Here is a 14,008-nt window from a genome sequence, read left to right as displayed (position 1 = left end):
CGAGGAAAGAACCTACCCATCCTACGTTGGCTATCCCCTGTTCCTATCCCCTACCACCTGTCCCCTAAGTTTCCACCACCGGCTTAACTAAAACTCATCATCATAACCCCCACTACTGCCCATCTCCGCCTCACTGTCCCGTTTGGATCCTAATAGATCCAAGCGCTCAACTCGAATCACAGGTTTGGAGCGATCGCTACCCGTGCTGCGATCTTTCCAGTATTCAAACTTTAGTGAACCGCTCACCCCGATCAGGCTTCCCTTCCGCACGTAGTTTGCGGCAACCTCAGCCTGTTTGCCCCACAACTCCAGATTGAACCAGTCTGGTTGGTCATTGCGAGATCTGCGGTTGACTGCCAAGGTTAAACTGCACTTCACACTCCCAGACTCAAAATACTTCACATCGGGTTCGCCACCAACCCGCCCTACCAGCGTTACAGAGTTGAGACTCATAATTTTTTCCAGTACAGCTAGATATCCTGAATAAAGTGAACCTAATTCTATAGCGGTTCTCAATTGTAAGGAATATGGATGTGGAGGGGAGAGAGGTTGCTCGGCTTCACAAAAGGATTTCTTCAATTATACAAAGGGTGCTTCTTCCCCCAGTCTGTTAACCCTGACCCTAAACCCCTTGTCTATAGGGATAATGGATGAGGAAATTTGGATCTTGCATCCTCATTTAGGTTAAAAATGCAACCTTTACGATCACTTTACCATAAGTTTTTTTAGGGGTATGAGGGCAAAAGTATGGCTGTATCTCTATAAAAAGGTTTAGATTGTGAGTTCTAATTGAATTTGCTGATCCTAAAACTGTCCGGATTTTGTGATACAGTCTGGCTTTAATGGTTAGAATTACCTATTAGACTTTTGCCAACGCTAAATAAACTTCCTCCTAGACTCAGTTCAACTAGCATGGACTGCCCATCAGGTAATCCTTTTTTAGGGGATTATGCCTCTGAGTAGACTCATGATCAAAAACGTAATAGAATCCAACTTTGATTGCATCAGCGTGTATTAGGTGGTTAGGTCATTCGTTCTTAGAGGCGTAGAGAATAGTGAATTTCTTCAAGCGGTTTTCCCTTTCACGGGACATGGGTATCGACCTTGGTACAGCAAATACCCTGGTTTATGTATCAGGGAAAGGAATTGTTCTCCAAGAACCTTCAGTTGTAGCGATTGACCAGGATACAAAAATTCCCCTGGCAGTTGGGGAAGATGCAAAAAGAATGCTGGGACGGACTCCTGGCAACGTGGTTGCTTTGCGCCCGCTCCGAGATGGGGTGATTGCCGATTTTGATACGGCAGAACTGATGCTCAAGCATTTTATTGCGCGAGTCCATGAGGGTAGAACCCTGGTTTCACCCCGAATTGTGATTGGTATCCCCAGCGGTGTCACTGGCGTAGAACGTCGTGCTGTAGAAGATGCGGCAAAAGAAGCAGGTGCCCGCGAAGTTTATCTGATTGATGAACCCGTAGCAGCCGCGATCGGGGCGGGGTTGCCAGTCGCTGAACCCACCGGCAACATGATTGTTGACATTGGTGGCGGCACTACTGAAGTTGCTGTTTTGAGTTTGCAGGGAACGGTGTTAAGTGAGTCGGTTCGGGTCGCAGGAGACGAGTTGAGCGAGTCTATCTCCCAGTACATGAAAAAGGTTCATAACCTGGTGATTGGCGATCGCACCGCTGAAGAAATTAAAATTACCATCGGCTCTGCCTATCCCGTTGGCGATGATGCCATTATGGAAGTCCGGGGTCTGCACATGCTCTCTGGCTTGCCCCGCACGGTGACCGCAAAAGCGCCAGAAATTAGAGAAAGCATGTCAGAGCCTCTAGCTGTGATTGTCGATGCAGTTAAGCGCACTCTGGAACGCACTCCCCCTGAACTGGCAGCCGACATTATTGATCGCGGCATTATGCTGGCTGGTGGTGGTGCTTTGTTGAAGGGAATTGATACGTTAATTAGCCACGAAACTGGAATTGTTGTCCATGTCGCTGCCGATCCACTTAGTTGCGTCGTGCTGGGTACAGGGCGGGTTCTGGAAAACTTCCAGCAATTACAGCGGGTTTTCAGCACCCGTTCACGCAACTATTAGACCCAAACTGGCATAGCCAACTAACTTCCTGATCATTGAAACATCCTTTTGGTTGAAAGCCGGTTTGCTTTCTAAACCCTTGATTGAACTGAGTCTGACTAATCTCACAAATTTCCTGTAATGTTTACAGTCCGTCGCTGGTGGGAACGGCATCAAGTCCAAATTATTCTGGCAAGCCTTGCCATTGGTGCTGCTGTGCTCGTGCGCCAAACCGAGGCAAGGTTGTTGTTTGAGGCGTATCAGTTTATGACTCGGCCCTTTCAGCAAGCTCCCGCTCAAAAGGTGGTGCTGGAAAATGCCCAGATCCAGGAGTTGCAACAGCGTCTAACCGAGCTTGAAAGCCAGAATCAGCGCTTACAGGAGCTTTTAGGCTATGTTTCCCAGAAGCAGCAATCTCCAGGGATTTCTTCTCCGGTGGTGGGGCGCAGTGCCAGCCATTGGTGGCAACAGGTCATTTTAGGGCGTGGCAGTGAAGATGGAATTAAAGATGGTTATGTTGTCATGGCTCCTGGGGGAGTGGTGGGACGGGTGACCAGTGTAACCTCCCATAGCAGTCGAGTTTTGTTACTGAGTGACCCTTCTAGTCGAGTGGGTGTGACTATTAGCCGTAGTCGATTTATGGGCTATATCCGGGGGCAGTATACAAACCGGGCGGTGATGGTCTTTTTTGATAAAGTTCCCGATGTACGGCGGGGCGATGTGGTAACCACCTCCGCTTTGAGTCAGCTCTTTCCAGCCGGGTTGCCTATCGGACGAGTAGAATCGGTAGATCTGAATAAAAGTCCTGCACCAGAAGCGATTATCGAGTTTTCTGCTCCCGTAAGTTTTTTAGAGTGGGCAGTGGTTTATCCCCATATTCCCCGACCCCAGACCACCGCCCCTTCTAAGCCGCAGCTAGATCCTGAGCTATGAAGAGTGAATCTCTCAGTCGAAGCTGGCAAGATCATCCTTTTTCCCGGCTTTTGGTTAACTGTGCAGTTACCGTTGGGTCGCTGCTTTTTTGTTTACTTATTTTGCCAACCCGCTTGCCAGGAATGGAACTGGCTGGGATTGGACCCAACTGGCTCCTGATCTGGGTGATTGCCTGGAGTATTAAACGCACGATGTTTCAGGGAGCAATGGCAGGGTTAGTGCTGGGACTAATTCAGGATGGGATGACAGCCCCTTCTCCTACCCATATCTTCAGTTTGATGCTGGTTGGGGTTTTGACTGCCCGTTTACAAAAGGAACGGTACCTCCAAGAGGACTTTATCTCAGTGGCACTGATTGCCTTTGGCATGGCAGTGCTGGCAGAAACGGTGATGGCACTTCAGTACACCTTTGAGGGCGATCGCTCCCTGGTGGAGATCTGGAGTTATCACCAACTGATTGCCCTGAGTTCAGCCATTCTCAGCAGTCTTTGGGCACCCGTCCTCTACTTTCCCCTCAAACGCTGGTGGGAGTATATGAGTGAATTAGATTCCCAATCTTAAGTTCGGGTCACACCGATCTTGCAAGCAGTGCTTGAGTCAGTTCCCAGAATCCCTCTGCTTCGGCATAGGTGGTGACATAGGCAGGTTGATGGATGAGCTGGGTTGCATAGTCCTTCACATTTGCCACGCCAACGGATAGGGGAAATTGACTGGCATTAAACAGGCTGACATCATTCGGGCTATCGCCAACGGTCAAAACCTGCTCTGGGGTGATGGATGGAAAATACTGACGCAACACTTGTAGCAGCCCGATCGCCTTTTCCTGGTGAATCAGCTTAATGTGGCACTGAACCGTGCTGTAGGTGAATCCCCATCCCCAGTCCTGACAGAGTTTGCCCATGTGTTGAATGTCTGACTGAGCAAGCCCTGCGATATCAAAGGTCCAGTCTGTCATGCGGAATGCGTTATCAGCCGTTTCCCGAATTTGGGGAAATTTACTTTGCAGACGCTGAAAAATATTTGCAAGCTCCTGGCGGTGCTGGGCTAAATCTGTAATTGGAGGCAGTAACGTTATCGATTCGGGATCGCCTGCAAAAAACACGCCGCCATTTTCAGCGATCGCCCCCCAAACCGGCAGATAGTTCACTACGGCGCTCACCCAACCCGCTGATCGCCCGGTCACAATCAGCACCGGAATGTTTGCTTGATTCAGCTTCTCTAAGGCTTGCAGCAAGATGGAAGTAAACTTCCCAGCCAGGGTTAAGGTTCCATCCAGATCCGTTGCAATCAGTTGGACGGACTGAAAATGATTGGCAGTCAATGCCTGCGAAAGAGGATTAAAAGGCATGGGTAGGCTCATCTTCTTCCTTGCCATTCATCAATTAGCTCGTCCACGGTCATTCCCAGGATGCGAGCTAGGGGAGCTAGTTGGGTGTTTTCAATCTCTACGCCGGAGTAAATATTTTTCAGATCTTCACGGGATAAGCGGAAGGTATCGCAGAACTTAGCAAATTCCTCATTGGTCAGATCGAGTTCTTTTTGGCGCTCCTTCAACAGGAGGGCGATCGCTCCCGTTCCACTTTTGGGACGGGCTGCTCGTGCAATGTACTGCTGCATCAGCTCGTTGATGCTAGACGTGCTGCCGCCTGATCGGGCAACCAGGTCATAACAAGCCAGGTGCAGTGCTTTACGAAGTTTCTCGTCTTCATTCAGGGTTTCAACTATCTGGCTGGCAAAGTCTGACTTACAAAACCCAACCACCTCACCTTCGTAAGAGATTGCGACAAAGCACTCGTTGGAATTAGATTTCCATGGCAGAAGCTGATCAATCCTTGCCATTCTGTATCTCCCAATAGTTGGCGTTGAACTGACATCTAGAAAGGCTGAAGTCTGAAAGGTTCAAGTATAAAGGTTTCACCGGGAAGGATAAAGTAGGAAGAATAAAGTATGAAGCTGAAGTATACAGCCTTTTTCAATCCTGACCACGCACGACTCTCCTTACCCCATCCGGCAGAAACGATAGAGGCAACCACCCCTGATTGCTCATCTATTTACCTAAACCCCTAATCCCTCTCCTTCATGAAATGCATCCAATGCGGAACAGACAACACTTTACAAGATCGAACCAGCAACACTGGTCGCTGTAAGAACTGTCAGCATCCCTTTGTGTTTGAGCCGACCAGCATGGGGACAACGAAAATTACAGACCCCATGTTTGCTAAGGCGATCGCCGATCTCTCTGCCAATGACACCCTCTTCTTTACTTACAAACAGCTCCTCTACTTCCTGGACAATCGCTTTAGAACCAGAGGAACCGCTCCCCTGGGTTTGCTGCTCTTTCTGTTTGTTTTTTTTAATATTTGGGCACCTGGTTTGATTGGGGGTCTTTTGTCTGTAGCGGTCGGGAGATCAATATGGCCCTTTCTGCTGGTATCGATTGTAGTGAATGTCATTTTTATCCTGGCTCTTTACCGTGCCAGCGAATCCCCTAAAGGCAACTATCGGAGCCGCAAACGGTCTGCTAGAAATTTACAGATTATAGGCGGAATCCTGTTTGTGGCTGGACTTATCAGCCTGGTAATTTTTGATTTATTCCTTCCCTTTGTCGCGGCGGTCACTTTGGGCATAGGCGCAATTTATTTAGGCATCCTGCAACGGTTAAACCAATCTGAGATTGGTCAAACACTTGTGATTCAGCAAGACTTTCCAGGTTGGGTAACTAAATGGCAGCAAGTGAATGGTGCAGTCGAAAAAATGCTTCCGCCGCCACGGGAAGAACAGGCTCCGGCTGTAATCAACTCCGATGTGACCGCCTACAGTTTCGATCGCCTGGTCGTCTGCGATAGGTCTACCGTTGCGCAACTGCTGATCGCCAACAATTTTCACTTTGAAAACAACTGCGCCATTCTCAGTATTACTGGCTATCCCCAAAGCATCTTCCATACAGCGATGGAAATGCTGCGGCGGAACCCCGATCTCAAGGTTTACGCCCTGCACGACTGTTCCCCCAGCGGAATGGGGCTGGTACATCGTCTGCGATCGAGTCCTCAATGGTTTCCAGATAGCAGCATCACCATTATTGATATTGGGCTGTCTCCCCGTCAGGTTTTGGCTGCTCCAGGAATGTTTATTCAAACCTCAACAGACTCCGCTACCGCCGCCCGACAGATGCCAACCGAAGCTCGCTATTCCTTATCTGGCAGTGAAATCATCTGGTTAGAAGCGGGAAATTTCGTGGAGTTGGAATCCTTTACCCCCAAACGACTGATCCATATTTTGAACCGGGGTATAGCTGGAAGCCGTGAGTTAGGCAGCGACACGGATATGGGGGGACTATTTCTGGTCGGGGAATCTGGAGGATATTACACAACTGAAAGCTTTGGCTAGAACCCTGTCTGCCTCTGCCCCCAACCGCCTCACCCTGGGGGAACGTCAAAGGCGAACACCCCTCACCCCTGGGTCAAACACTGGTAAGCGTCCTCCACCGCATACTTACCCCGCAAAAATCCGATATTCGCCCCCGGGCAGATCCAATTTAAAGTTTCCGGGGTGAATTGATTGACCAACCGCTGTACACCCAGGAGTTGCCTGCGCCAGTGAAACGTTTTTGGCGTTTTGATAGGACCCGTCTCCCCTTGAGGATTAGGCAGCAGATGCCGACCCGAAAATAACACCCCCCCAAAGCGATCGCAGTAGAGACAGGATGATCCAGGAGAGTGCCCCGGAGTCCAAAGGGTTCGCAAGTGAGGAGTTAGGTCAAACTCTTGCTCAAACCGGGTTACAGAAACGTCTGGCAACAGATATGCCTCTTGCTCCTGGATTAGCACTTCACAGCCAAAGGCTTGCTGAATCTCACGCACCTTGCCAATCCCACCCCGATGGCTCAAAAACAGCCAGCGAACCCCACCCTGCTCTTGCAAAAACGCCCGATTTGTTTCATCCCATGCCGGACAGTCAACCAGGACATTAACCTCGTCTAAAATAAGGTAAGCAGTTCCACCAAGAGTATCGCGGTTTGGCGGAAAAGCAAGGATTTTGTGGGGAGCGGTGCCTTCCTGGTGATGAAGGACGATGCGAGGGAGTTTATGGGACATTTGAGGTTGCCCCATAACCTGCTTGTTGTCAGTAGTCGAATGCGGATTAGAGGCTGAATCTGGATGCACTGGATGGTATGCGATTAGGTTAGGGCTTTCTAGGATACCTGGCTTAAAGCCGATCTGGAAAACATTACGGCGAAAGCACTGGCTCAAAGACTATGGGTTCAGATTGACTTACAGTGGAACGGTTTGAAAAGTCTTAATGAATCAACGCTCCCAATTTTGTCTTCTGGCTTATAAACTAGTGGTTCGTCAGGCTTGAATTTATGAGGCTGGAATAAGTAAGGGGTTATTCTTTGAGGTTTTCCAACCGATAAAATAATTCTTTACAGATCCCTGGGTGAGTTCTGGATCCTACTTAAATCAGAGGAGCGGCTTGAATATTAATGGGATAGCTGCTTGGATGGCGCAATCAGGAGAGCATTTCATGAGTTTTGGAGTAGCATACAACTTCTGCTCTGGATTAAGACCATACTAGCCTGACAGGCAGCCCCTCCTTGGAGATTAAATGAGAATAGGCGCATGAACTTGATTTTGCTGTTCCTGCTGGGAATCATTACCTACTTTATTGTGCAGCGCGTTTCGAGTGTGACTCGCACACCTACCTGGCTATTGTGGTTGGTGGTGATGATGCCTGCCTTTATCTGGAACGGCTGGGCATTGGTCAACCGTAATGAGAAGCCACCGCCAGAGTTGTTCATTATTCCGTTTATTGTCTGTCTCATGCTCTACTGGTTTCTGATCCAGTGGGGCAGGATTTCAACCCCTCCGGCAGTGAACTCATCGGCAGCTCAGGAAGAAGGGCAAGCACCAAGAACCCTGACAGAATCTGCCCCTGACATCTCTACTCCCCGTCCGATTAACAAAGCAGAAGAAAACAGCCTGCAAAATTGTTTTCCCTGGGCAGTTTATTATTTGCAAAATATTGAGCTACGTCCCCAGGCAGTCATTTGTCGCGGGCAATTGCGGAGTAAGCCAGAGGTTGCTTACCAGACTATTCGGGAAAATATTGAAGATAAATTTGGCGATCGCTTCCACGTCGTCTTTCAAGAAGGAACCAACGATAAGCCCTTTTTTGTGCTGGTGCCTAACCCCCAATCGCGCAGTGTTGCCACCGCTAATCCAACCCAGGCTAAACCGTTTGAACCCGTGACCCGTCCTGTGCTGGCGATCGGTCTGCTGGTTGCCACCTTCTTTACGACTGCTTTTGCCTGGGCAGAACTGGCAGATAAACCCGTTCGGTTCAACCTGGAAGCACTGACAATGGGATTGCCCTATGCCATGGCAATCATGGCAATTCTAGGGATCCACGAATTGGGGCATTATCTGACGGCACGACGCTACCGGATCCAGGCAACCCTCCCCTACTTCATCCCGGTCATTCCCATGTCGCTGTTCCCGTTTGGAACATTTGGCGCATTCATCCAGATCCGATCGCCCATCCCCAATCGCAAAGCATTATTTGATATCGGGATTGCAGGTCCTCTCTGTGGGTTCATCATTGCCCTGCCTTTACTGCTCTGGGGATTGGCTCATTCTGACCTGGTGCCCCTGCCTGCCAAACCCAATATGTTCAACTTCCAGGCGTTTGATCCCAGCTTCTCGATTTTGTTGGCGCTGTTAAGCAAGCTGGCAATGGGTAGCAACCTCACCGCAGAAACAGCCGTCAGGCTCCATCCCGTTGCAGTGGCGGGTTGCCTAGGCATGGTGGTCACAGCATTTAACCTGATGCCCGTGGGTCAACTGGATGGGGGGCATATTATCCACGCCATGTTTGGGCAGCGATCGGGGGCAGCGATCGGTCAAATTGCCCGCGTCTTGCTGCTCGTGCTTTCCTTTGCCCAACCGCAACTACCGTATTTGATGGTGTGGGCAATCATTCTCTTCCTGGTGCCAGCTACCGACGAACCCGCCCTGAACGATGTCACCGAACTGGATAACCGTCGAGACCTGTGGGGCATCTTAACAATGGCATTACTGCTATTGATCATCCTGCCTGTGCCCACGTTCCTCGGTCAGTGGCTCAATATTTAGGAATCAGAATTCAATTTAGAGTGGGCATCGGTAGAGGTAAATCAGGAGTCTGGATGTGATCAAAATCGCAGGGTAGACCCATTTCTCTGATTAGAATTTAGATACACTTTTCTATCAGAAATTCTATGAAGGGTTCCACACTGGTTCTAGCAGTCATTGGGTCGGGTATCGGCATTCTGCTTCTGCTGGTTGGCATGATGATGAATTCCAGATCTGCAACCAGTTCAACGGCTGCCAGGGTGGCAACTCAAACTGGCTTTGTTAAAGCCCCTTTGCCGGAAGGAGCCGTCGCCAATCAAGTGCTGATTGTGGGACCGAACTGTAACCGCCCCCAGGGAGTCCGTACCAGGGCACTGGCGAGTGGTCTAGCAAAGCTAAACATTCCCTATCAACAGACTAGTTCCGTGGCGATGTCTTCGGATGATGGGCTGGGAAATATTTTTCAACTTAATCAATTAATGGCGGGCGATGCCCCGATTGTTTTTGTGAATAGAAAAGGGAAGGCAAATCCATCATTGGATGAAGTCTTGACTGAATATCGGCTGGCAACTACATTTCAGTAATCCTGTGCGGAACAAACGGGTCAGCCCTAAAGTCGATTGTCTCAACGCCAGAGATCAAAAACGGAACAGCATTTCTGTATGATTAGGAGAGTCATAGGAGAGTACTTAGTCCTCCCGCTAGATGCCCTAACTTTTTGATACATCTGGAGATTTCAGTATGGTCACCCTCAAAATTGTCGTTTATCTTGTCATCACTTTCTTTGTGTCATTGTTTGTGTTTGGTTTTCTGTCAAACGATCCCTCCAGAAATCCTAAGCGGAGGGATCTGGAATAGACCGAAGCGGCTAAAATCTTGTGATGCTGAAACGGGAGGCAGCAGCAATCTGCTGCCTCTTATCTCGTTGGGCAGCATTTTCCGCAGGTTGTCTGTTTTGTCTTATTTCGCTGTGATATGCCCTATCTGGTTTCGCCACCTGAACCCCCTCCAACCGTTGTTACTCCTTCCGCTGAGGATATCAGCCCTACCAGATCCTCCCTATCGCTGCCTTCAGAATCGACGTCTGCTCAATCTCTAGCTTCCCCATCCCTGGAAACAGGCGCTCTGCCTTCCCTGACAACGTCTGCCCCGCTTGTTCAACCGCTATCTCCTCTGTTAAAGGATGATTTTGTGAAGCGGGGAGGGGTGTCGCGGGCAGATCTTCTGAAGACGGCCGCAGATACAGAGGATTGGGGAAGTGTTGCGCAACCCGTTGCGGCTGAGCAGTTTCCCAGTCCGATATCCTCCAATCTGAAATCTACTCTCAAGTTTGATCCCAAAACTAGAATTCCCCGGCTGGCGGGCACAAAATCAAATCCTCAGGCAGGATCCGGATCAGGGCAGGAATTTTATTCCCTATCGGGTCTGACAACCCAGGCAGCGGCTTCGGCTAATCGTGAGGCTGAACTGATGGACGGTTTGAGCCAGTCGATTAAGGTGGACAAACTAGCAAAAGACCTGAGTCCATCCGATCTCACAATTCGGACTAATCAGATGAGGTTGGATCTGCGATCGCAGCAGGTTGAACCCGCCGATCCATTCGTCTTACCAGTCCCCAGTCGCGATCGCCGTCCTGTTTCTGAAGATACGGGTCCAGTCTTTTCCTTTCCCCAAACCGTTCCCGGTATTCGCAGAACAGAACCAACTCCGACGGAAGCTCCACCGGCTGGGGCTGGAAAACCGAGGGTCGTTGAACTGACGGCAGACCGTCAGGAATACGATGAGCAGCGTCAGATTTTTACCGCTGAAGGCAACGTGACCATGCGGTATGAGGGTGGTTTATTGGACGCGGATCGAGTCCAGGTAAACTTGAACAACCGAATTGCAGTGGCGGAAGGGAACGTTGCCCTGAACCAGGGAGGACAGGTTTTGCGCGGGCAGCGGATGGAATATAACTTTGTCCAGGGAGTGGGCAACATCCGCAACGCCAGGGGTGAAATTAGCCTTGCCACCCTAGATACCAATTTTGCGGCTACACCCAGTGATGTAGGTGCATCGGAACTCCTGCGTCCGGTGAGCGATCGCGTTACCCAGGCACAACCTCTGCAAGCCAGAGGTGCCGGAGGGGTATCGATTGGGGTTGGCGTTGGGCGAGACGTTGGGCGGGTACCAGGTGCCCTGGCGCGGGGTGGAGAGGTTAGACGGCTGCGGTTTGAAGCAGAACAAATTGACTTCACTCCAGAAGGTTGGGTTGCCCAGAATATCCAGATCACCAACGACCCCTTTTCACCCCCCCAGCTAATCTTGAAGGCAGAGCGGGCAACCCTGACCCGACTCTCACCCCTACAGGATGAGGTGCGGGCAAGCCGTCCCCGGCTGGTGTTTGACCAGCGAGTTTCAATTCCCCTTCCCTTCACACGCACAATTCTTGACCGCAGCGAACGGCAGCCACCTCTGGCAGAGTTTGGGTTTGATCAGGAAGACCGGGGGGGGTTGTTTATCCAGCGACCGTTTGAAATAATTGCGACTCCTAGTTTTCGGTTTTCGGTCACGCCCCAAATTTACCTCCAGCGGATGGTGTTTGAGACTGATGGTCCGCTGGATCTGGATAATTTTGGGGTGACGACCCGCTTCAGCTACCAGGTAACTCCCACCACATCGCTGCGGGGGATTGCTTCCGTCACCAGTCTGGATCCCGATAAATTTAGCGACGAACTGCGAGCTAGCATTCGGGCACGGCAACTGATTGGGACTCATACCCTGGCACTGGAATACAGCTATCGCGATCGCCTATTTAATGGTTCCCTTGGCTTCCAAACGGTTCAAAGTAGTCTGGGGATTTTGTTACTCTCTCCCCGCATTGTTCTGGGGAATACAGGAATTATCATGTCCTACCAGGCAGGATTCCAGTACATCAATGCGGATACAGATCGCCTCGAACTGCTTGAACCCGTGCGGACAAATAACCGGGTGAATCTGGGTCGGTTTCAGGGAAGTGTTTCCCTCAGTCGTGGCTTTACGCTCTGGCAGGGAAGCCCCCTACCTGCCACCCCCGAAGAAGGGTTAAAAAACTCGCCAACACCCATTGTTCCTTACATCAGCGTAGGAGTTGGGGTTACAGGTGTTTCTGGAGTTTACACGAATGGAGACAGCCAAAATAATTTGATTGGCAGTGTCGGGCTATATGGACAGTTTGGTCACTTTTCAAGACCGTTTTTTGACTACACAGCCTTTAACGTCACTTATTATCAGGTGGTTGGGCAGGGACAGTCACCCTTCTTGTTTGACCGCATTGTGGATAATCAAATTTTGAGTGTGGGTATCACTCAACAAATTTATGGTCCGATTCGGTTCACGGTTCAAACCTCAATTAACCTCGATACGAGAACCGAAATCAGTACTGATTTCATCCTGGAGTACAGCCGTCGCGCCTACGGGGTTATTCTTCGCTATAACCCAATCCTGGAGATTGGCTCTCTAAGTCTCCGAATTAGCGACTTTAACTGGTCTGGAGGCACTGAACCCTTTGCCGGGACTGATATTACCCCGGTAGAAGGCGGGATCCGGCGCACTCGCGATTAAGGCTGGGAGATGGGAGTGGGGAATGGATGGAAGATCGTAGATGTTTGCGTCCGCCTCACTATAAACAGATGCAACATCGTCAATCGCTGGAGAGGGATTGGACTAAACTTGGGGTTAGATCGGTACCAGTGACCGATTGCATATGGTTGAGTGCAGGAAGCTTGCTTAATGGCAGAACTGGTGAAGGGTTCTACTGAGCTATCGGATCAGGCGGCGGCGGTTTACGCGGCTAATTTACTGCGTCACTATAGCTTTGAGTTAGAGAATCATACCGTCGATCAGTTGCTGGCTTACTGGTTAGAAACCTATTCCATTAATTGGGTGCGGTTGGCAATGGTGGAAGCCCTTTATCAGGGTCGTTATAAAGCCATTTCGGTGGAGCAAATTCTGGCACTCTGGCTGCGAAGAGGGGAACCGATTTACCACTTCAACCATGAATTTGAGCGTCTGGTATGTGACAAGTTTCCTCGTAACTTGTTGATTGCAGAGGATGAGCCGTTATCTTCTCCCCTGGATCCGGGGCTACTCTACCGGCGGGTTCCCTTCCAGCCAGAATTGCAGGAACCTTCTCCGCTGCCTCAGCCGCTGGCAGATCCTCAACCTGGTTTGTCCTCTGATGGAGGAGAGCATTTCCCTGCGGTACAGTCAGTGCAGCCGAAGCCAGTTTCCAAATTGGAGCAGGTGTCTCTGCCTCAGTTTGGTTCCAGCGATCGCCCTCCACCGGCATCCTCGACACCTCAGCCAGAGCCTATAAAGCCACCTGGAGTGATGCCCGCGTCCCAGTCTGTCCAATCAAGCAACGGGGAAACCATTGGGGAAAGCAATCAAATTTCGCTAGAGGACTCCTCCTTAGAGGAGAGTCCGGCAACCAATGGCGCGATCGCGTTCCCCCTTGAGCCGCCTGATCAAGCGGAGCAACCCAATGTTGCCAGTTCTGCTGCCACGGCTATTCAAGCGGATCAGCTAACTGCTTCAACGCCTCCAGCACCTATTGCAGACACCATCGTAGAAACCCAGAGGGGCACTGAACCAGCATCAAAACCTAACTGTTTAACCGAGACTGATTTTTTGCTTCCCTGTCCAGGGCTATCTGACCAAGCTATTAAGCCCAAGCTGAAGTTAGAGTTAGCGGCATTTTATCAGCCCAACTGGTCTGTGAGTTCTGCCAAACCCCCGATTCATCAGTTCATCCCTATTTCAGAGACTTCTGACTTCCATAGCAAGCTCAAGTCAGTGGCTAAACCTCATCCAAGTTGAGAACTGGAGATTTTTCCAGAAAAACCTACGGGTTTCTAAGTGGGTGAGGTTTAAT

The 14,008-nt window shown here is 50.2% G+C and carries 13 protein-coding genes; 9 read left to right on the top strand and 4 right to left on the bottom strand.

What is annotated here, in order from left to right:
- Positions 1–87: 87 nt before the first annotated feature.
- A complete protein-coding gene (locus tag AC1S52_RS15735) occupies positions 88–453 on the bottom strand; it encodes a single-stranded DNA-binding protein (RefSeq protein WP_482029972.1) in 366 nt (121 codons plus the stop codon).
- Positions 454–1,091: 638 nt separating this feature from the next.
- Between AC1S52_RS15735 and AC1S52_RS15730 the strand changes: the two genes are divergently transcribed.
- From AC1S52_RS15730 to mreD, 3 genes are all read left to right on the top strand, one after another.
- Complete coding sequence (locus AC1S52_RS15730; RefSeq protein WP_482029971.1) at positions 1,092–2,093, top strand: rod shape-determining protein; 1,002 nt, start codon at positions 1,092–1,094, stop codon at positions 2,091–2,093.
- A 120-nt stretch (positions 2,094–2,213) separates the two neighbouring features.
- The gene (gene mreC / locus AC1S52_RS15725; RefSeq protein ID WP_482029970.1) at positions 2,214–3,005 is read left to right on the top strand and encodes a rod shape-determining protein MreC; all 792 of its coding nucleotides are present in this window, start codon (positions 2,214–2,216) and stop codon (positions 3,003–3,005) included.
- Positions 3,002–3,565 carry a rod shape-determining protein MreD gene (mreD, locus tag AC1S52_RS15720; protein WP_482029969.1) on the top strand — a complete coding sequence of 188 codons (564 nt, stop codon included), beginning with the start codon at positions 3,002–3,004 and terminating at the stop codon, positions 3,563–3,565. The genes mreC and mreD overlap by 4 nt, the downstream gene beginning before the upstream one ends.
- Before the next feature lie 7 nt (positions 3,566–3,572).
- Here the strand turns inward: mreD and AC1S52_RS15715 are convergent, their stop codons facing one another.
- Positions 3,573–4,352 carry an HAD-IIB family hydrolase gene (locus AC1S52_RS15715; protein ID WP_482029968.1) on the bottom strand — a complete coding sequence of 260 codons (780 nt, stop codon included), beginning with the start codon at positions 4,350–4,352 and terminating at the stop codon, positions 3,573–3,575.
- A gap of 8 nt (positions 4,353–4,360) precedes the next feature.
- A complete protein-coding gene (locus tag AC1S52_RS15710) occupies positions 4,361–4,843 on the bottom strand; it encodes a hypothetical protein (protein ID WP_482029967.1) in 483 nt (160 codons plus the stop codon).
- A 240-nt stretch (positions 4,844–5,083) separates the two neighbouring features.
- Between AC1S52_RS15710 and AC1S52_RS15705 the strand changes: the two genes are divergently transcribed.
- Positions 5,084–6,391 (top strand): toprim domain-containing protein, encoded by a 1,308-nt coding sequence (locus tag AC1S52_RS15705; RefSeq protein ID WP_482029966.1) that lies wholly within the window; start codon positions 5,084–5,086, stop codon positions 6,389–6,391.
- A 62-nt stretch (positions 6,392–6,453) separates the two neighbouring features.
- On the opposite strand, the gene AC1S52_RS15700 is transcribed toward AC1S52_RS15705, so the two are convergent.
- The gene (locus AC1S52_RS15700) at positions 6,454–7,098 is read right to left on the bottom strand and encodes an MBL fold metallo-hydrolase (RefSeq protein WP_482029965.1); all 645 of its coding nucleotides are present in this window, start codon (positions 7,096–7,098) and stop codon (positions 6,454–6,456) included.
- Positions 7,099–7,623: 525 nt separating this feature from the next.
- Here AC1S52_RS15700 and AC1S52_RS15695 point away from each other — a divergent pair.
- The 5 genes from AC1S52_RS15695 (at position 7,624) to AC1S52_RS15675 (ending at position 13,953) form a co-directional block, all read left to right on the top strand.
- Complete coding sequence (locus AC1S52_RS15695; RefSeq protein ID WP_482029964.1) at positions 7,624–9,135, top strand: site-2 protease family protein; 1,512 nt, start codon at positions 7,624–7,626, stop codon at positions 9,133–9,135.
- A 125-nt stretch (positions 9,136–9,260) separates the two neighbouring features.
- Positions 9,261–9,698 (top strand): hypothetical protein, encoded by a 438-nt coding sequence (locus AC1S52_RS15690; RefSeq protein WP_482029963.1) that lies wholly within the window; start codon positions 9,261–9,263, stop codon positions 9,696–9,698.
- Between the two features lie 157 nt (positions 9,699–9,855).
- Positions 9,856–9,972, top strand: coding sequence for a photosystem II reaction center protein I (locus AC1S52_RS15685; RefSeq protein WP_482029962.1), 117 nt, complete (start codon positions 9,856–9,858; stop codon positions 9,970–9,972).
- Positions 9,973–10,089: 117 nt separating this feature from the next.
- On the top strand, positions 10,090–12,696 hold the full coding sequence (locus AC1S52_RS15680; RefSeq protein ID WP_482029961.1) for a DUF3769 domain-containing protein: 2,607 nt from the start codon (positions 10,090–10,092) through the stop codon (positions 12,694–12,696).
- Positions 12,697–12,864: 168 nt separating this feature from the next.
- Positions 12,865–13,953 carry a hypothetical protein gene (locus AC1S52_RS15675; protein ID WP_482029960.1) on the top strand — a complete coding sequence of 363 codons (1,089 nt, stop codon included), beginning with the start codon at positions 12,865–12,867 and terminating at the stop codon, positions 13,951–13,953.
- Positions 13,954–14,008 lie beyond the last annotated feature (55 nt).

The organism is Kovacikia sp. CALU 1929, assembly GCF_056784235.1.
This window is presented reverse-complemented; position numbering and strand designations above follow the sequence as displayed.